Annotated in this window: 15 protein-coding genes; 8 read left to right on the forward strand and 7 right to left on the reverse strand. The window is 70.7% G+C overall.

Features of this window, described 5'->3' with window-relative positions; translation table 11 throughout:
* Nucleotides 1-206: 206 nt before the first annotated feature.
* Genes FR742_RS19280 through FR742_RS19310 form a run of 7 tightly spaced genes read left to right on the forward strand, consistent with a single transcriptional unit; the run spans nucleotide 207 to nucleotide 6,785 of the window.
* A complete protein-coding gene (locus FR742_RS19280) occupies nucleotides 207-1,337 on the forward strand; it encodes an inositol-3-phosphate synthase (protein ID WP_222708979.1) in 1,131 nt (376 codons plus the stop codon).
* On the forward strand, nucleotides 1,334-2,179 hold the full coding sequence (locus FR742_RS19285; RefSeq protein WP_148032231.1) for an SCO3242 family prenyltransferase: 846 nt from the start codon (nucleotides 1,334-1,336) through the stop codon (nucleotides 2,177-2,179). The genes FR742_RS19280 and FR742_RS19285 overlap by 4 nt, the downstream gene beginning before the upstream one ends.
* Nucleotides 2,149-3,042, forward strand: a complete 894-nt coding sequence (locus tag FR742_RS19290) for a sugar phosphate isomerase/epimerase (RefSeq protein WP_261808624.1) — start codon at nucleotides 2,149-2,151, stop codon at nucleotides 3,040-3,042. Before FR742_RS19285 ends, FR742_RS19290 begins: the two co-directional genes overlap by 31 nt.
* On the forward strand, nucleotides 2,987-3,493 hold the full coding sequence (locus tag FR742_RS19295; protein WP_148032232.1) for an EboA domain-containing protein: 507 nt from the start codon (nucleotides 2,987-2,989) through the stop codon (nucleotides 3,491-3,493). The genes FR742_RS19290 and FR742_RS19295 overlap by 56 nt, the downstream gene beginning before the upstream one ends.
* Nucleotides 3,494-4,339, forward strand: a complete 846-nt coding sequence (locus tag FR742_RS19300) for a TatD family hydrolase (RefSeq protein WP_148032233.1) — start codon at nucleotides 3,494-3,496, stop codon at nucleotides 4,337-4,339.
* Between the two features lie 2 nt (nucleotides 4,340-4,341).
* Nucleotides 4,342-5,454 (forward strand): metabolite traffic protein EboE, encoded by a 1,113-nt coding sequence (gene eboE / locus FR742_RS19305; RefSeq protein WP_148032234.1) that lies wholly within the window; start codon nucleotides 4,342-4,344, stop codon nucleotides 5,452-5,454.
* Complete coding sequence (locus FR742_RS19310) at nucleotides 5,454-6,785, forward strand: nucleotide pyrophosphatase/phosphodiesterase family protein (RefSeq protein WP_148032235.1); 1,332 nt, start codon at nucleotides 5,454-5,456, stop codon at nucleotides 6,783-6,785. Before eboE ends, FR742_RS19310 begins: the two co-directional genes overlap by 1 nt.
* Nucleotides 6,786-6,837: 52 nt before the next feature.
* Here the strand turns inward: FR742_RS19310 and FR742_RS19315 are convergent, their stop codons facing one another.
* From FR742_RS19315 to FR742_RS45880, 3 genes are all read right to left on the reverse strand, one after another.
* Nucleotides 6,838-8,574 (reverse strand): ThuA domain-containing protein, encoded by a 1,737-nt coding sequence (locus FR742_RS19315; RefSeq protein ID WP_148032236.1) that lies wholly within the window; start codon nucleotides 8,572-8,574, stop codon nucleotides 6,838-6,840.
* 12 nt (nucleotides 8,575-8,586) lie between these two features.
* The gene (locus FR742_RS19320; protein ID WP_148032237.1) at nucleotides 8,587-11,406 is read right to left on the reverse strand and encodes a carbohydrate-binding protein; all 2,820 of its coding nucleotides are present in this window, start codon (nucleotides 11,404-11,406) and stop codon (nucleotides 8,587-8,589) included.
* Nucleotides 11,407-11,489: 83 nt separating this feature from the next.
* Entirely contained in the window at nucleotides 11,490-13,847 is a 2,358-nt protein-coding gene (locus FR742_RS45880) for an RICIN domain-containing protein (protein ID WP_148032238.1), read from the reverse strand.
* Nucleotides 13,848-14,225: 378 nt separating this feature from the next.
* Between FR742_RS45880 and FR742_RS19330 the strand changes: the two genes are divergently transcribed.
* Nucleotides 14,226-14,963, forward strand: a complete 738-nt coding sequence (locus tag FR742_RS19330; protein ID WP_219552531.1) for a FadR/GntR family transcriptional regulator — start codon at nucleotides 14,226-14,228, stop codon at nucleotides 14,961-14,963.
* A 24-nt stretch (nucleotides 14,964-14,987) separates the two neighbouring features.
* On the opposite strand, the gene FR742_RS19335 is transcribed toward FR742_RS19330, so the two are convergent.
* From FR742_RS19335 to FR742_RS19350, 4 genes are read right to left on the reverse strand one after another with little or no spacing between them, the layout of a single operon-like run.
* A complete protein-coding gene (locus FR742_RS19335; RefSeq protein ID WP_222708980.1) occupies nucleotides 14,988-16,139 on the reverse strand; it encodes a mandelate racemase/muconate lactonizing enzyme family protein in 1,152 nt (383 codons plus the stop codon).
* Nucleotides 16,140-16,164: 25 nt separating this feature from the next.
* Complete coding sequence (locus FR742_RS19340; protein WP_148032241.1) at nucleotides 16,165-16,992, reverse strand: carbohydrate ABC transporter permease; 828 nt, start codon at nucleotides 16,990-16,992, stop codon at nucleotides 16,165-16,167.
* Entirely contained in the window at nucleotides 16,992-17,885 is an 894-nt protein-coding gene (locus FR742_RS19345) for a carbohydrate ABC transporter permease (RefSeq protein ID WP_222708981.1), read from the reverse strand. The genes FR742_RS19340 and FR742_RS19345 overlap by 1 nt, the downstream gene beginning before the upstream one ends.
* Nucleotides 17,886-17,940: 55 nt before the next feature.
* Nucleotides 17,941-19,179, reverse strand: coding sequence for an ABC transporter substrate-binding protein (locus FR742_RS19350; protein WP_222708982.1), 1,239 nt, complete (start codon nucleotides 19,177-19,179; stop codon nucleotides 17,941-17,943).
* Nucleotides 19,180-19,214 lie beyond the last annotated feature (35 nt).

The raw sequence follows: 19,214 nt of genomic DNA on the forward strand, positions 1-19,214 counted from the left end.
TCAAGCAAAAGTTGGTCGCCAGCACGCCTAAATTGCCCGGGTTTGGGACGTGACGAACGGGCGGCGATGGCCATAGACGGCAGACCATAAGACAACGATGAGCCTACTTATGCTTGACCATCGACGAAAATACCTTTTACCATCGCGAAGACTCACCTACCGGATGCCTTCGCATGCGGGGTAGTCCCGGACACGATGGAGCTTTCATGGACAAGCTCGGTGTGTGGCTTATCGGGGCACGAGGATCCGTGGCGACCACTGCCATCGTGGGCGCCGCGGCCATCAGGGCGGGAGCGGCCTCCCCCCGTGGATGCGTGAGCGAGTCCGCCGGCTTTCCCGGGCAACTGGTTCCGCTGACCGACCTGGTCTTCGGCGGACATGACATCGCCGAGACCTCCTTACGCAAGCGCGCCGAACAACTGGGCAGAGCGGAGGTCATCTCACCGGACCTCCCGGGGCTGCTCGCGTCCGACCTGGAAGCCGCCGACGCCGAGATCCGGCCGGGCCACGTCCCCGGCGACGGATCGGCCGCGACCCGGCTGATCGACGACATCACCGGCTTCCGCGCCCGGCACGGGCTGGCCCGGGTGGTCGTCATCAACGTGTCGTCGACCGAGCCCCCGGTGGATCCGCGCCCGGAGTTCGAGAGGCTGGCCGACCTCGAGGAGCGGCTCGCCGCGGGCGACGACGTCCTGCCGCCGAGCTCGCTGTACGCCTACGCGGCGTTCCACGCGGGATGCGGCTATGTGGAGTTCACCCCCTCCACCGGGCCGACCCTGCCCGCCCTGGCGGAACTCGCCGCCCGGCGGGGCGTGCCGTACGCGGGACGCGACGGCAAGACCGGCGAGACCCTGGTGAAGAGCGCCCTGGCGCCCATGTTCGCGGACCGGGCCCTCCGGGTCCGCTCCTGGTCCGGGCTCAACCTGCTCGGCGGCGGCGACGGGGCGACACTCGCCGATCCGGCCGCCAGGTCCAGCAAGCGGCTTTCCAAGGACCAGGTCGTCACGAAGGTCCTGGGAGAACCCGTGGAGGGTGAGACGCACATCGACTACGTCCCGGATCTCGGGGAGTGGAAGACCGCCTGGGACCACGTGAGCTTCGAGGGCTTCCTCGACGTCCGGATGACGCTGCAGTTCACCTGGCAGGGCTGCGATTCGGCGCTCGCCGCCCCGCTCGTCCTGGACCTGGCCCGGCTGGTCGCCCGCGCGCAGGAGAAAGGGCGGCACGGCGTCCTGCCCGAGCTCGGGTACTTCTTCAAGAGCCCGCTGGGGACGGACGAGCACGCCCTGGCCGCGCAGTACGCCCGGCTGCGCGCCTTCGCCGAGGAGCTGTCATGAGGGCGCTGCTCGAACTGGTCCGCGCACCCGCCGCGCTGTCGGTGCCGGGGGACACCATCGCGGGGGCCGCCGCCGCGGGACGGCGTCCGGCACCCGGCCTGGCCCTGGCGTCGGTGCTCGTGTACTGGTCCGGAATGGCGCTCAACGACTGGGCGGACCGTGAGGCGGACGCCGTCGAGCGTCCCGAGCGCCCGATCCCGTCGGGCCGGGTCCGCCCGGGCGCCGCGCTCGGGCTCGCGGCCGCCCTGACCGGCGCGGGCCTGGCCACCGCCGCCCTCGCCGGCGGCCGGCGCGGTCTCACCGTCGCCGGCCTGCTGGCCGGCGCGGTGTGGGCCTACGACCTGGGTCTCAAACGGACGGCGGCGGGACCGGCGTCGATGGCGGCCTGCCGCGTGCTCGACGTGCTTCTCGGCGCGGGCGAGCAGACCAGGGCCGCCCTGCCGGCGGCGCTGGCGATAGGCGCGCACACCTACGGGATCAGCGTCCTGGGCCGCGCCGAGGTGACGGGGGCGGCGCCCGGGACCGCCGGGCGCGCGGTCGCGGCCAGCACCGTGGCGGCCGGGCTCGCGGCCGCCTCCTGCGCGCGGGGCGGAGCCGCCGCGCGGGCCGGGGCGGGCGTCCTCATCGCCGGCTATCTCGCCTCCACCCTCCCGGTCCAGGCCGGGTTACGGACCCTTCCCGACCCCGAGAACGTACGGCGGGCCGTCCGCCTGAGCATCCTTGGCCTGATCCCGCTCCAGGCGGCGGCGGTCGCGGGCGGCGGCCGGTTCGCGACGGCGGGCGCGCTGCTGTGTTCGCTCCCCGTGGGGCGGTGGCTCTCATCCCGGCTGGCGACATCGTGAAGTGGGCCTACTGCACCAACGGATTCGCCGGCCACCGGCTCCCCGAGGCGCTCGCGGTCCTGGCCGATCTGGGGTACACGGGTGCGGCCATCACGCTCGACCACGGTCATCTCGACCCCTTCTCCCCCGGGCTGGCCGCGGAGGTGTCCAGCATCGCCGGGATCTGCGCTCGCCTCGGCCTCGGCACCGTGGTCGAGACGGGCGGGCGCTACACCCTCGATCCGCTGCGCAAACACCATCCGACCCTCATCAGCGAGGACGCCGGACGCAGAGTGGAGTTCCTGGTCATGGCGATGCGCGTCGCCGCCGACCTGGGCGCTCCCGTGGTGCATCTGTGGAGCGGCGTCCGGCCCGACGGCATGCCGGAGGCGGAGGCGTACACGCGACTGGCCCGCCAGTGCGCGCGGCTGCTCGACGAGGCCGATCGGGTGGGCGTCACGCTGGGATTCGAACCCGAACCCGGGATGCTGGTCGCCGACCTGGACGGCTATGAGCGGCTGCGGGCGATGCTCGGCGGCCATCCCCGGTTCGGTCTCACCCTCGACATCGGGCACTGTCACTGCGTGGAACGGGAGGACCTGGCCACCTGTGTCCGGCGGGCGCTGCCGTACACCGTGCACGTGCAGATCGAGGACATGCGCCGGGGAGTCCACGAGCACCTGGAGTTCGGCGAGGGTGAGATCGACTTCGTGCCGGCGCTCGCCGCTCTGCGCGGCTACCGGGGCCTGGTGGCCGTGGAACTGGCCCGGCACAGCCCTGCGGCCCCGCAGGTCGCCCGCCGATCGATCGACTTCTTGAGGAGGGCACATGAAGGAGCCCGCACAGGAGTGGCAGGCCTCGGCCGTCCGGCAGGTCGAGGCTGACCCGCACGCGATCCACCGGCTCTTCCCGCAGGCCGGACGGCGGGGCGGTCCAGACGCCCGGCGCGCGCTGCTCGGCGCGCTGCGCGGCGACCCCGCGGTGATCCGAAGCCTGTACGAGGCCGGCGACAGCGGCGAGCGGCTGGCGATCCTGACCGTCCTGCACGAGCTCGACCTGGACGGCACGGCGGTCGCGCTGGTGGAGGACGCGCTTCGCACCAATGACGCGCGGCTGGTCGCCGCGGCCCTCGGCCCGTACGGCTCGGCGTGGCTGGGCGACCACTCCTTCCGGCAAGGGGTGCTCAAGTGCGTCTTCATGTCGATCCCCCTGGACGAGGTGGCCGGGCTGGACCGCCGCTTCGACGCCGAGCTGGCCCGGATGTTGTCGGACTACGCGGCCGAGCTACGGGCGGCCGGCCGCCCCGTCCCGCGTGACGTCCTGGAGAGGATCTGAATGCGCATCTTCGACCCGCACGTCCACATGACCTCCCGGACCACCGACGACTACCGGCGCATGCACGACGCGGGGGTCCGGGCCGTCGTCGAACCCGCCTTCTGGCTGGGGCAGCCCCGGACCAACGTGGGCAGCTTCCTCGACTACTTCGACGCGCTGCTCGGCTGGGAGCCCTACCGCGCCGCGCAGCACGGCATCCGCCACCACTGCGCGCTCGCGCTCAACCCCAAGGAGGCCAACGATCCGCGCTGCGCGCCGGTGCTGGCCGAGTTGCCGCGATACCTGCTGAAGGACTCCGTCGTCGCGGTCGGCGAGGTCGGCTACGACTCGATGACGGCGGAGGAGGAACGGGCGTTCGAGGCCCAGCTGGCGCTCGCCCAGGACAATGATCTTCCGGTGCTCGTGCACACTCCGCACCGGGACAAGGCCGAGGGCACCCGCCGGACGCTCGACGTGGTGCGGGCCGCCGGGATTCCCCCCGGGCGGGTGCTCGTCGACCACCTCAATGAGTTGACCGTCGGCATGGTCGCTGACTCGGGCTGCTGGATGGGGTTCTCGATCTACCCGGACACCAAGATGGACCCGGACCGGATGGTGACCCTGCTCAAGCAGTACGGCACGGACAGGATGCTGGTGAACTCGGCCGCCGACTGGGGGCGGAGCGATCCGCTCAAGACGCGCGAGGTCGCCGACGCCATGCTCGCGGCCGGCTTCGGCGAGGACGACGTCGATCAGGTCCTGTGGCGCAACCCGGTCGCCTTCTACGGGCAGAGCGGCCGGCTCGACCTCAGTTCCGGCTCGGAATCCGGATCTGACTACGCCGGCAACACGATCAAGCGGGGCTGACCATGCGGCTGCGCCATCCGGACGGCTCGACGGTGCATCTGTCCTACTGCACCAACGTCCACGCCGCCGAGGATCTCCCCGGCATCCACGCTCAGCTGTCCGGCGTCGCGGCGCGGGTCAGGCGCCTGCTCGGCGTCGAGCGGCTCGGGCTCGGGCTGTGGCTGTCCCAGCACGCCGCCGCGGACCTCACCGCCCGGCCCGGGGAGCTCGCGGCGCTGCGCGAGCGGCTGACCGCGCTCGGGCTGGAGGTCGTGACCCTCAACGGGTTCCCCTACCGCGGCTTCCACGACGAGGTCGTGAAGTACCGCGTCTACGCCCCTGACTGGGCCGACGCGGACCGGCTGCGCTACACGCTCGGGCTCGCCGAGATCCTCACCGCGCTGCTGCCGGACGACGTCACCGAGGGCACGATCTCGACCCTTCCCCTCGCCTGGCGGACCGGGTGGACGAGGGCGAAGGCGGCGGCGGTGACGGCCCATCTCGACGCGGTCGCCCAGGGCCTGCGGGCGCTGGCGAGCCGTACCGGCAAGGTGATCCGGCTGGGCTTCGAGCCGGAGCCCGGCTGCGTCGTCGAGACGACGTCGCAGGCGCGCGCCCTGCTGAGCGACGTGGACCACGACCACCTCGGCCTCTGTCTGGACGCCTGCCACATGGCCGTGGGTTTCGAGGACCCTGACGCGGGCGCGGCCACCGGGTTGCCGATCGTGAAGCTCCAGGCGTCGTGCGCCCTGGTGGCGCCGCCTGGGGCGCAGCGGGCGCTGGCCGCGTTCGACGAGGCCCGGTTCCTCCACCAGACGCGCTCCGCCACCGGCTACGCCGACGACCTGGGCGAGGCGCTGGCCGGCGGCCTGCCCGCGGACGAGAGCTGGCGCGTGCACTTCCACGTCCCGCTGCACGGCGCGCCGCCCCCTCCGCTCACCACCAGCGCCCCCTACCTGCGGCACCTGCTGGAGACGCTGCTCGGCGGGGAGCGTCCGCTGACCAGGCACGTCGAGGTGGAGACCTACACCTGGCACGTGCTTCCCGGCGCGCCGGCCGACGTCGCGCAGGGCATCGCCGCCGAGCTCGACTGGATGCGGGGGCAGCTGGCCGCCCTCGGGCTGAAGGAGACGTGATGGCACCGCTGATCGTGATCAATGTCGTCGGGCTCACCCCGCGCCTGCTCGCGCACATGCCGAACGTGACGAAAGCGGGCTCGGCGGCCGCGCTGCGGCCCGTGCTGCCCGCCGTCACCTGCTCGATGCAGGCCACCCTGCTGACCGGTTCGATGCCCCGCGACCACGGCATCGTGGGAAACGGGTGGTACTTCCGGGATCTCGGCGAGGTGCTGCTGTGGCGCCAGCACAACGCGCTCATCCAGGGCGACCAGCTGTGGACCGCCGCGCCCGGCCTGCGCACCGCCAACGTCTGCTGGTGGTACGCGATGGGCGCGCCCGCCGACCTGCTCGTCACCCCGCGTCCCGTCTACCACGCCGACGGCCGCAAGTCGCCCGACTGCTACACCCGCCCGCCCTCACTCCACGACGACCTGGAGGCCGCGCTGGGGCCGTTCCCCCTGTTCACCTACTGGGGACCCAACGCGGGGATCGCCTCCAGCGAATGGATCATCGCGGCGGCCCGCCGCATCCTGGCCCGCGAACGGCCGGATCTGCTGCTGGTCTACGTGCCCCACCTCGACTACGACCTCCAGCGGTACGGCCCCGCCGGTCCCGAGGCGATCGCGGCCGCCCGGGCCGTCGACGCCGCGCTGGCCCCGCTCCTGGCCGAGGACGCCGAGGTCGTCGTGCTCTCCGAATACGGCATCACCCCGGTGTCCCGCCCGGTGGACATCAACCGGGCGCTGCGCGCCGCGGGCCTCCTGGAGGTCTACGTCCAGGCCGGGATGGAGTATCTCGACCCGTGGGCGTCCCGGGCCTTCGCCGTCGCCGACCACCAGGTGGCCCACGTGTACGTGCGCGACCCCGGCGACCTCGACCGCACCCGCGCCGTCATCGCCGAACTGTCCGGCGTCGACGAGGTGCTCGACCAGGCAGGGAAGGCGAAGTACGGTCTCGACCACGAACGCGCCGGCGAACTCGTCGCGGTGGCGGAGCCGGACGCCTGGTTCACCTATTACTACTGGCTCTCCGACGACCGCGCCCCGGATTTCGCCAGGCTCGTGGACATCCACCGCAAACCCGGCTACGACCCCGCCGAGCTGTTCATGGACCCGGGCGATCCGTTCGTCAAGCTGCGCGCGGCGGCGGCGCTCGCCAGGAAGAAGCTGGGCTTCCGGTACACGATGCGGGTGGTGCCGCTCGACCCGGCGCCGGTGCGGGGCAGTCACGGCCGGCTGCCCGATCTCCCCGACGACGGGCCGCTGATCATCGGCCCCTTCGACCGTGACTTCTACGAGGCGACCGAGGTCAAGGGACTCCTGACCGCCCTGGCCCGGACGAACCGCTGACCGCGCACAGACCCGCCGGCGCGGATCGCCGCGCCGGCGGGTGACCGACCGATCAGACGCGGGTCCAGCGCTGGTTGGTTCCTCCGGTGCAGGTCCAGATGCGCGCTCTGGTGCCGTTGGCGGTGCCGTTGACGTCCAGGCACTTGTTCGCGCCCACGGCGGTGATGGTGCCGTCGGCGTTGAGGCGCCACTTCTGGTTGTTCTGGCCGTTGCAGTTCCAGATGATCACGGCGGTGCCGTCCGCGCTCCCCGCCCCGTTCACGTCCAGGCATTTGCCGCCGTAGACCCGCAGCTCACCGGCGCTGGTGGCGGTCCACTGCTGGTTGGCCTGCCCGTGACAGTCCCAGAGCTGCGCCTGCGCCCCGTTGGCCTGGGAGGCGCCGCTGACGTCCAGGCACCGGTTCGACGCCACGCCCCGCAGCGCGCTCGTACCGCCCGGTGTGCTGGTCAGTTCCTTGACGCGGAGGTTGCGGAAGGACACCACGTCGCCGGGCCCATGGTTCTGGATGCCGATGTGGCCCTGCTGGAGCGAGCGGGCCGGATCCGCGTTGGTGAAATCGTTGATCTTGCTGCCGTTCAGGAACACCTGCAGCCGCTCGCCCTCCACCAGCAGTTCATAGGTGTTCCACTGCCCCGGCGGGTTCAGCGCCGCGTCGCGGGCGGCGAGGTCGGCGGCCTTGAACCCGTAGATCGCCCCGGTGGTCCTGTCCGGGGTGTCGGTCGCGTCGATCTGCACCTCGTATCCGGTGTCGAGCGCCGCGCCGGGGTCACTGGTGGCCGGGAACCCGACGATCACGCCGGAGTTGGAGTCGCCGGTCAGCTTCCAGTCGAGCTTGAGTGAGTAGGAGCGGAACTCCTTGGCGTTGTACCACAGCATCCCCATGCCGCCCTGGGAGGTCAGCGTGGCGTCGTTGCCGGTGAACGACCCCGGCCCCGCCTGCGACCAGCCCGTGGTCGAGCCGTTGTACAACGTCGTGTACCCGGTCTCCGGGCGGCAGTCGGCGTTGGCGGCCCTGGCCGCGTACCGGATCCCGCCGAGCAGCAGCGTGCGGAAGGCCGGATCGGCGTACGACTCCTGGGTGTGCCCCAGGCCGGTGTAGAACGCGCGACCGGCGGACTGCGGGTGGCACCAGGTGATCGGGTGGTCGCCCATGCTGCCGCCGCTGTAGCTGCCCTCGTCCAGGCTCTGCAGCACGCGGACGTTCGGGCGGGGGTTGGCGCGGTAGTTGTACCATTCGTCGGTGCGTGACCAGGTCGCCCCCAGGTGAGCGGTCGCGGCGTGCGCCCGGTCCTCGTTCCGTACGGTGGCCTGCTGGATGGCCGGGTGACTGGCGAACCAGGCTCCCATGAGCTGCCCGTAATACGGCCAGTTGTACTCGGTGTCCGCGGCCGAATGCACGCCCACGGAACCGCCCCCGCCGTCCACGTACGTCTGGAAGGCGGCCTGCTGGTTGTCGTTGAGCACGTCACCGGTCGTGTTGAGGAACACCACCGCCTGGTACTGGGCCAGGTTGGCCGCGTTGAAGGCGGTCGAGTCCTCGGTGGCGTCGACGGTGAAGTCGTTGGCCGCCCCCAGTTCGCGGATGGCCTGGATGCCGGCGGGGATCGAGTCGTGCCGGAACCCGGCCGTCTTGGAGAACACCAGCACCTTGAAGGCGGCGGCCTGGGCGGGGATGGCGGGGATCAACGTCGCGGCGGCGGTGATCGCGGCCACCGCCACTGACAGGCGCCGCAGTACAGAGGTCTTGCGGCCGCCCCCGGGTGCGGCTGGGGTCAGATGTCGCAACATGGGATGTCCCTTTCAGACGCGGGTCCAGCGCTGGTTGGTTCCTCCGGTGCAGGTCCAGATGCGGGCCTTGGTGCCGTTGGCGGTGCCGTTGACGTCCAGGCACTTGTTCGCGCCGACGGCGGTGATGCTGCCGTCGGTGTTGAGGCGCCACTTCTGGTTGTTCTGGCCGTTGCAGTCCCAGATGATCACCGCGGTGCCGTCCGCGGTCCCGGCCCCGTTCACGTCGAGGCACTTGCCGCCGTACACCCGCAGCTCACCGGCGCTGGTGGCGGTCCACTGCTGGTTGGGCTGGCCGTTGCAGTCCCAGAGCTGCGCCAGGGCGCCGTTGGCCTGGGAGGCGCCGTTGACGTCCAGGCACCGGTTCGACCCCACGCCCTTGAACGCGCTCGTGCTCCCCGAGGGCGGGGTGCCGGTGTCGAGGGTGAAGGCGTCCACGTCGAACAGGTAGCCCTGTCCGGTCGGGCCGCGGAAGACCAGGTACAACGTCGTCGTGCCGGCCGGCGCGCCGCTGAGGTTCGCCGAGACGTCGGTGAAGGTGTCCCATCCGCCGGTGCTCGCCACGTTCGCCGTTCCCAGCAGCGTGCCGGTCGCCGAGCCCGCCCGCACCTCGATCCTGCCGCCCGCGCCGGCCGACGACACCCGGGCGGTGATCCGGGTCGCGCTGCCCAGGCTGTACGGCTGGAAGGAGATCCAGTCGCCGTCGTCGGTGAAGCCGACCGTCTTGCCGCCTTCCGCGGTGGCGTGGTCGGCCGTCTGGACGCCCTGCTGGGCGCCGAAGTGCTCCGCCTGCCGGTGCCGCGGCTGGAGCGTACGGGCGCTGGTGGAGGTCAGACCGCCCCGGTCGGTGTAGGAGGCCTCGAAGACGCCGTAGATGTTGGCCGCGGCGTCGTGCTCGCCGTCGACCGGCACCGCGATGGAGCCCGAGCAGCCGGTCGTGGAGGTGATCTGGTGGCGGTGGCTGTCATGGCCGAGGAAGTAGGCGACGGTGACGCCGCCGCAGTCGATCGTGCCGTCCTCCGGGTCGCTGACGGTGACCTGGAAGGGCACGGTGTCCCCGAAGGAGAACGGCTGCCCGTGGGCGGGGGTGGTGAGGCTCACCGTCGGCGCGGTGTTGCCGACGGTCACGGTCACGCTCGCCGTGCCGGTGAGACCCTGCGGATCCCGGACCGTGAGCGTCACCGTGTATGCGCCGTTCGTGGTGTAGGTCTTGCCCGGGTTCGCCGCCGTGGAGGTGGTGCCGTCGCCGAAGTTCCACGAGTAGGTCAGCGCGCCCCCCTCCGGATCCGAGCTGCCCGCCGAGGAGAAGTTCACCGCGAGCGGAGCCGGTCCCGACGTCCTGTCGGCGGACGCCCTGGCGATCGGGTTGCGGTTGGCGCCGCCGATGTACTCGATGCGATACAGCGCCTGGTTGTTGTTCCCGGTGCCGTAGTCGAGGACGTAGAGGGCTCCGTCAGGACCGAAGGCCATGTCCATCACCTGCGTCCCTGTCCAGGGGAACGCCGAGATCTCGCCGTACGCGCCGTCCTGCTTCACCTCGATCGCCTTGATCCAGCGCCGGCCGTATTCACCGGCGAAGTACCGTCCGTCGAGCGACTGGGGGAACTTGACGGCCGAGTCCAGGCCGGGATCGTAACGGTAGACCGGGCCGCCCATCGGCGACTCCGATCCGGAGCCGAACTCCGGCGGGCTTCCGGCGTCCCCCGCATACCGGATCCACGCCGGCTTGGCCGGAGGCAGCGTGGCCAGGCCGGTGTTGCGGAAGGAGTTGTTGGCCGGGCCGCCCGCGCAGTCGTACTTCGGACCGGTGCTGTTGGTGGCGAAGTTCCATTCGTTGTAGGTCTCGCTCGTGGTGTTCGTGCCCGTGCAGTACGGCCAGCCGTAGTTGCCCGGACCGGTGATGCGGTCGAACTCCACCTGCCCGCTCGGGCCGCGGTTGGAGGAGGTCACGCCCGCGTCCGGCCCGTAGTCGCCGAGGTAGACGATGCCGGTCGCCTTGTCCACGCTCATCCGGAACGGGTTACGGAAGCCCATCGCGTAGATCTCCGGCCGGGTCCTCGCCGTGCCCGGCGGGAACAGGTTGCCGGCGGGGATCGTGTAGGTGCCGTCGGGCTGCGGTTTGATGCGCAGGAGCTTGCCACGCAGGTCGTTGGTGTTGGCGGACGAGCGCTGGGCGTCGTACTGCGGGTTGCGGTTGGTCCGCTCGTCCAGCGGGGAGTAGCCGCTCGACTCGAACGGGTTGGTGTCGTCGCCGGTGGTCAGATACAGGTTGCCGGCGGCGTCGAAGTCGATGTCCCCGCCCACGTGACAGCACTGTCCGCGGTCGTTCTGGACCCGGAGGACCACCTTCTCGCTGGCCATGTCGAGAGTGTCGTCCGCCTTGAGGGTGAACCGGGACAGGTACAGCTCGCCCTTCCACTGGTCGAACTGGGCCTGCGTGCCGGTGCTCGGCGCGTCGCCGTTCGGGGTGCTCAGCCTCGGGGAGTAGTAGATCCACAGGTGCCGGTTCGACGCGAAGCCGGGGTCGACCGCCACTCCCTGCAGGCCCTCCTCGTCGTGGGTGTAGACGTTGAGCCTGCCGGCCACCTTCGTGGCGCCGGTGGCGTCGGTGACACGCAGCGTGCCGTCGCGCGCCGTGTGCACCACCGACCGGTTCGGCATCACGGCCAGCGACATCGCCTCACCCAGCTCGGCGCCACCTGACGCGAGGGACACCTGCTGGTAGTCGGACGGCGGGATGTCGAGGGCGTTCGCCGGGGAGGCGTCGAGCGCGAGCGCTCCTGAAGTGACGAGTGCCATCGTGGTCAGCAAGGTGAGCCACGGACGTCGGGACATGGGTGTTCCCTCCTGCGACAGGAAGACCAGTCAGGGCAAGGCGCCCGGGATTCCGCCTCGGGCCGCGGTGGAGACGGGGCCCGTCAGGCGCGGGTCCACTTCTGGTTTGTGCCGCCGTGGCAGGTCCAGATCTGCGTCCTGGTGCCGTTGGCGGTGCCGGCGCCGCTGACGTCCAGGCACTTGTTCGCGCCGACCGCGGTGATGCTGCCGTCGGCGTTGAGGCGCCACTTCTGGTTGTTCTGGCCGTTGCAGTCCCAGATGATCACCGCGCTGCCGTCCGCCGTCCCCGCCCCGTTCACGTCCAGGCACTTGCCGCCGTACACCCGCAGCTCACCGGAGCTGGTCACGGTCCACTGCTGATTGGCCTGCCCGTTGCAGTCCCAGATCAGCACCTGCGCCCCGTTCGCCTGGGAAGCGCCGTTGACGTCCAGGCACCGGTTCGACGCCACGCCCCGCAGCGCGCTCGTGCCGCCCGAGGGCTGCCCCCCGGGCCCGGCGGATGCGATCACGGCCTGGGCTCCGGCCGGCCAGGCGCCGTTGGTCACGGTGACGTTGTTGTTCACCACGTTGCCGCGGTCGCCGTTGGTGACGTTGGTGCTGCCGTTGGTCGACCAGTTGCCGGTGACGGTGAAGTCGCCCATGTTCTCGCCGTACCAGTAGTTGGCGGTGGCCCAGGTGCCGGTGTTCGCCAGCACGTTGTTCCTGACGGTGTAGTACCGCGAGCCCTCGTCGAAGTAGATGCCGAACCAGCCGTTGGTGCGCAGGCAGTGGTTGTCGCTGATCACCGCGCCCGGGTTCCACGACAGGGTGTAGATGCAGCCGCCGTCGGTCATCTGCTGCATGACGTCGTGCACGTAGTTGCCGACGAGCCGGTTGCCGGAGGCGGCGGTGGGCGTGGTGTAGCGCGGCTGGAAGTCGTACAGGCCGCGGTCGGCGTAGTGGGTGCTGCCGCCCGGCTCGTTGGCGCCCCAGCCGTACCCGATCGACATGCCGGTGTACGGCATGTTGTAGACCTCGTTGTGGGACACGTCGGTGCCGGTGACGTAGGTGGACAGGACCGAGACGACGCCCCGGTGGTCCAGGCCGAGGTCGTGGATGCGGTTGTGGCTGACGGTGATGTCCCGGTTGACCATCCGCTGGTCACTCGGGTGGTGGGCGTCCGCGCGCACGCCGCCGACCACGATGCCGCCGGCCGAGCTGCGGGCGATCTCCGACCGGGTGACCGTGATGCCGGCGGCGCCCAGGCCGACACCGCTGGCGTGCGCGTTGGCGTCGTTGCCGATGCCGATGGCCGTCTGTCCCAGGTTGACGAAGCGCGAGTCGGTGAAGGTGACGGTGTTCGCCGCGGAGACCTGCACGGCGGCCGGCATCTGGTACCAGTTCGGCCGGGTCGCCTCGAACTGCCGGCAGCCCTGGTGGCAGGAGGTGAAGGCGGGCCAGCTCAAGTTGCCCGCTATGTAGGCGCCGGTCTGCTGGTCCGCGTAGCCCTGGTTGACGCCGGGGCCGAGCCAGCTCGTGCCGGTGAAGGTGATCCCGCTGAAGGTGATGTGGTGCGCGGGCGCGTCGTAGGTTCCCCCCACGTGCACCAGCGACTGGAGCACCGGCAGCTCCACGCTGACCTGGCTCATGTTCTGCCCGGGGAGCGGGATGTAGGACAGGGTGCCGGTCGCGGGGGCGAGGTACCACTCCCCCGGCGAGTCGAGGAACTCGTAGGCGTTGGTCAGGTGGAGCGGCCCCGCCCGGTGCGGACTGGTGAAGGTGTCGTACCCGAAGTTGTTGTTGTTCCAGGCGGGCTGCCGCATCGTGATGAGGTTTCCGCTGATGCTCTGCACCGGCGCGTACCGGTCGGTGAAGGAGCCGACGCTCTCCATCTCCACCCGTCCCTGGTCGGCGAGGTTGTTCAGGTAGCTCAGCGCGCTGCTGGTGAACCTCATCCCGGTGCTGCTCGCGGTGAAGTCGGACCGGTTGACGGCGGTGCGCGCCCGGGTGGCGAGCGCGCCGTCGACGTACAACTGCCGGGTGTCGATCCCGGCCCCGACGTTGGCGCGCCAGATGTTCCTCGCTGAGTCGGCCAGGGTCCATCCGGTGACCGCCCTGGCTCCGCTGATGACCGGGACGGCCCCCGCCGCGGCCTGCCATCTGACGACGTAGCCGTTGTCGCCGGAGTCGGCGGCGGTCAGCCGGAGCGGCGAGGACAGCCGATACACCCCGCCGGCCAGCTCCACGACGATGTCACCGGACATCCCGGCGTTCAGCGAACGTACCGCCGTCTGCGCCGCGGCCAGCGAGCACGGCTGGCTGGAGGTGCAGCCGGTGCCGGTGCCGGCGGGTGACGCGTACAGGGTCGTGGTGGCCGCGCGGGCCGGGGTGGCGGGGGCGACGAGGGCGAACGCCGCGGCCAGCACGGCGGTGACGACGCCGATCAGGACCGGTCTGAGCATCGTGACGGGTGGCGGTAAGTGCACAGTCGTTCCTTCGGGGGGTAGGCGTTTGGCCAGGTCACGCCCTGGTCGTCAGGCAGGTGACGCCGTTGCGGGGCCGAGCGGGCGTGGACCGCCGGTCTCGCTCCTAATTACCTTTGGAGTAGGGATACCCGTCAACCCCTTAAGCCTTCTTATTTCCCGATGCGCGCACTGAGAGTGCGACCATGGGGCGCCGCTTTACGCTTTCACCAGTGGTAACACCGGTGACCACGCTTGTCTGCGCCCGCGACTCTCGGATGAACCGTTCATATGTGTCGTACTTATTGGGCGGTGCCGGAGGCGTGGAGGGTCGGCTCTTCCGTCATACTCTTCAGGGAACGCCGAGGAGGAAGCACGGTGACTGAGGCCCCGCGCGAGAGCGGATACCGGCCGGGCTACGAGGTAGCCGCCGAGCAGGTGCTGGAACTGATCGTCAGGCTCGGCCTGCGTCCGGGTGACCGCATGCCGACCGAGAACGAGCTGGCCCGGCAACTGGGCACCAGCCGCACCGTGGTGCGCGAGGCGGTGAAGATCCTCTCCGCGCTCGGCCGCGTACGCGCCCAGAAGGGCCGCGGCCTGTACGTGGCCGACGACGAGGGGATGTTCGGCACCGGGCGCTGGGGGGCCTTCTTCCTCCCGACCGACCTCGACCACGTCTACATGCTGTTCGAGTTCCGCCGGACGCAGGAGATGGAGACCAGCCGGCTGGCCGCCCGGCGCGCCACGCCCGCCGAGCTGAGGGCCATCGAAGAAGCGGCCGGACTGTGCCGCCGCGGCTACGAGACCGGACGCGAGGAGCTGTTCAACGAGGGCGACGACGCCTTCCACACCGCTGTCGCCGCCGCCTCGCACAACATGTTCCTCCAGGTCGGCGTGCGGGAGGCCCGCAGGCTGCAGGCGCAGTCGAGCCTCATCGGCCTGCGCGGCTCGGTCGGCGGGCACGCCGCCAAGGCCGTGGAGGAGCACGACGCCATCTACCAGGCCATCCGCGCCGGCGACCCCGAGGCGGCCGCCCAGTCCGCGGCCCTGCACATCGACAACACGCTCGACGACTACCGCAAGGAGATCCAGCAGCGTCTCTTCTCGTCCCCCTGATCCGGGCGGGCGCCCGGCTCCGGCTCATCCCGGAGACCGCGTCGCGGGTGAGCGGTCGTCGACCGCCAGCAGCCGCCGCCCGGCGTGCTCCGGCCGGATGTGGGGGCCCTCGGCCGCCCTGGTGTCCGGACTGCGGGCGAACGCGTTGATCGCCTGCTCATCGACCGTGATGCCCAGACCCGGCGAGTCGCCGAGGACGAACGCGCCGTCCTCGACGTACAGGTCGAGCGACAGCCCGAGCGGCGGGTGCAGATCCTGCAGCTCGCTGGCCAGGTGGTTCGGCACCGACGTCGCGGCGTGCAGCAGCGCGACGGGCGTGGCGCCGATCGGGCTGACCGGCAGGTCGTGGGCGTGTGCGAGGGCGGACACCCGGAGAAAGTGGGACACCCCCCAGACGACGGCCGTCTGGACGATGTCCACGGCGCCCGCGGCCAGCAGCGGGCGGAACTGCTCAAGGCCGGTGAGGTTCTCCCCCGTGGCGACGGAGGCGCGGATCCCGCGGCCGACCGCGGCCAGGCCGTCGGCGTCCCACCGCCGCACCGGCTCCTCGATCCACGTGAGATCCAGCGTGCGTTCGAGCTCGCAGACGTGCCGGACCGCCTGCTTGCGGTTCCAGGCCTCGTTCACGTCGAGCATCAGGCCCGGCCGCGCTCCGCGCCCCGCCTCGGTCAGGACCTCCCGTACGAGCGTGAGGCGGTGCCGGTCGCGTTCGATGTCGAGGCCGCCCTTGACCTTGGCCGCGCGCAGACCGTGCCCGGCGTAGACCTGGTAGACGGAGACGAGCTCGTCGTCGGACAGGCCGATGTCGAGGCCGGAGGCGTAGGCGGGCACCCCCCGGTCGCGCCCGCCGAGCAGGCGCCAGAGCGGCTCACCGGCCGCCCGCGCCTTGATGTCCCACAGGGCGGTGTCGAGTGCGCCGATCGTGCCGAACACGGCCCCGGCGTGGCCCGCCTTGAAGGTCCGCCGCAGCATGCGGTCGTAGAGCGCCGTCACGCCGCGCGGATCCTCTCCCTCGATCGCGGCGAAGACCGTCTCGATCTCCACGTGCGGCCCGAGACCGACGCCGGTGATCCCCTCGTCGGTGTCCACCATGACGAGCGGCACCGGGACGACTCCGTCGGCGAAGACACCGTTGACGTCACCGACGGGACGACCCCATTCCTGGACCGTCGTCATGGTGCGATAGCCAGTGATCCGCATGTCAGCCTTTCGTGGAGCCGGCGGTGATCCCGTCGGTGATCTGGCGCTGGAGGAACAGGTAGATCATCAGCACGGGCACCGCGGCGATCAGGACACCCGAGGCGAAGACGGGGATGTCGCCGGAATACTGCCCGCGCAGGGCGTTGACCCCGATCATGAGGGTGCGGTTCTCCGGCGACGGCATCATGAGCAGGGCGATGAGCACGTCGTTCCAGCAGAACAGGGCGTCGAGAATGCCGACCGACAGCAGCGCGGGAGCGCCCAGCGGGAGCATGATCCGAAGGTACACGCCGTACACCGTGTTGCCGTCGATCCTGGCCGCGTCGACGATCTCCGCCGGAATGGTCCTGTAGTGACTCGTCATCAGGAAGACGGTGAACGGGAGGAACTGGGCGACGTAGGCCAGGATCAGCCCCGGATAGGTGTCGATGAGCCCGCTGTCGGCCATGACCCTGGTGAGCGGGACCATGATCACCTGGAACGGGACGAACAGTCCCGCGAGACAACCCAGGAAGATCATCGAGGAACCGCGGAACCGGAGCCGAGCCAGCGCGAAGCCCGCCATCGACCCCAACAGCAGCAGCAGGGCCACGGCGCACGCCACGACGATGAACGAGTTGACGAAGTATCCCGCCATTCCGGCGCCGGCCCACGCCTCGGCGAGGTTGTCCCACCGCGGGGAGCCCGCCGGGGAGAACCGGTCGAGGACGTACTCCCGGCGGGTCTTCATCGCGACGTTGGCGGTGAACACGAGAGGATAGATCGTCGCCAGCGCGAGAGCGGCCATCGGAACGGCGGCCACCCACCTGGCCGGACGCGTCCTGGGCATCAGTCCTGCCTCCCGGCGCGACGGAGCAGGGTGATCTGCAGGAGCCCCACCACGAGCATGACGACGAAGAGAACCGTCGAGGCGGCCGAGGCGAGCGCCGGCCGGTTCATCTGTCCCTGCTGGTGCCAGATGTAATACTCCGGCAGGTAGGTGGACCCCTCCGGGCCCCCGCTGGTCATGACGAAGAGCAGGCCGAACATGGACGTCAGCATTCCGATCATCGTCGTCACGAAGACGAACTGAATGGTGCGGGTCAGGCTCGGGATGATCACGTGCCAGATGGTCCGGCGGAGTGACGCGCCGTCCACGCGGGCGGCGTCCAGCAGCGAGGCGTCCAGGGTGCTGAATCCCGCGAGGAACACCACCAGGGCCATCCCGAACGTCGCCCAGATGTGCACGCCGACCACCGTGAACATGGCGATGCCCGGATCGCCCAGCCAGTCGACGGGGCCGGCGCCGATCGCCGCGAGGGCGGAGTTCAACGGGCCCTCGTACCCGAGCATCAGGTTGAAGATCGCGCCGACGATCACCGGTGAGAGCACGGCCGGGAAGAAGTAGACGCTGCGGTAGACCCGGTGACCCGGCACCCGCAGATAGATGAAGGTCGCGAGCAGACCCGGAATCGCCACCGCCAGTGGAAGCAGCAGCACCAGCAGCCCGACGTTGCGCAGCGAGAGGTGGAACAGCGGGTCGCCGGCCAGCTCCAGGTAGTTGCCCGGCCCGACGAAGGCTCCGTTGTACTCGCCATCGCCCGTGAAGGAGAAGTTGACTCCCAGGGCCAGCGGCCACAGCCGCAGCGCCACGATGATCAGTACGGCCGGGGCCACCAGGACGTAGGGCGCGAGGCGCTCGGCGCGCACCGTGCCGGCTGCCGTACGGGCTCGTCGCTTCACGGCCGCTCCGCCGGCCGGCCGGGCCGGCGGCGACGGGCCTCCGATCGGCACGCGGTCAGCCCGTCCGGTCGGAGGCGGCCAGCTGCTCCACGGCCTCGTCCACGGTGGCCGACCCGCTCAGGAGCTGCTGGGACAGCCGTCCCATCAAATCCAGGGTCTTGGACGACAGCGCCACGTGCAGGGCGGGCCTGCCGGTCCTGATCTCAGAGACGATCGCGGTGGCGGCCGGGCCGGCCCGCGAGACGTCGATCGTGGTGTCGGACGTGATCGCGCCGGCCTCGGCGTAGAACGCCGTCAAGGCGTCGGTCGAGGTCAGGGCTCGCACCAGATCGGCGGCCAGTGCGGGGTCCTTCGTCCCCTTCGCGACCGCGTAGCCGATGCCGCCGTCATACGGAAGGCTCGGGGTGGCTCCGTCGGTGACGACCGGGGCCCGCATGACGCCGATCTTCTCGGGCGGCAGGAACTCTCCGAAGTCCTTCCAGTGCCCGATATCCGACATCAGGCCGATGATGTGAGCGGCCTTTCCGGTCTCGAAGACTGTGAAGATGTCGGTGAACATCGCGGTGGAGTTGGCGCCGCGGTTGTTCAGCCCCTTGTCGCCGGCGTCCTTCCACAGCTCGAAGATCCGCCGTACGTGGGGAGAGGTCCAGTCGCGCTTTCCGGCGATCCAGTCGTCGTACTCCCGGGGCGTGAGGATCCCGGATCCGAGGCCCGACAGGAAGAACTGGATGCCGAAGCCTTCCTTGTTCCCGAGCGCGAAGCAGGCGGCCCCGGTCGCCTTCTTGATGGCGGCGCAGCCGCTGACGAACTCGTGCCAGGTCTTGGGCGGGTCAGCCGGGTCGAGGCCGGCCGCTTCGTAGAGCGTCTTGTTGTAGTAGATCGGGTGCCCCTGCAGGGTCACCGGTGCGGCGTAGACCTTGCCGTCCTCGCTGAACGCGTCCCAGCCCGCCAGCCGGCTCCTGTCCTCGGCCACGTACCGGTCCAGCGGAAGGAGCGTGCCGGCCCGGTCACGGATCTGCCCACCCCCGTTGAAGAGCATGACGTCGGGCGCCTTGTCCGACTGGCTCGCCGTGCCGAGCAGGGTGTAGTACTGGTCGTACGGCTGGGCGACGAACTCGACGGTGACCCCCGGATGCCGCTGGGCGAAGTCCGCCTTCGCCTTCTCGACGTAGGCCGCGGCGGCCGGTTCACCGGACTTCCAGTCCCAGACCACGAGCTTCCGCTGCGAGTCCCCGGACGGGGTGCCCGTCCGGGTCGCGCTTCCACAGCCGGCCACGGCCAGGGCCGCGACCATCAGGGCCGACCATAACGCTCGGTGCTTCATCGCTG

The organism is Nonomuraea sp. C10, assembly GCF_008017515.1.
GTDB classification, from domain to species: domain Bacteria; phylum Actinomycetota; class Actinomycetes; order Streptosporangiales; family Streptosporangiaceae; genus Nonomuraea; species Nonomuraea ferruginea.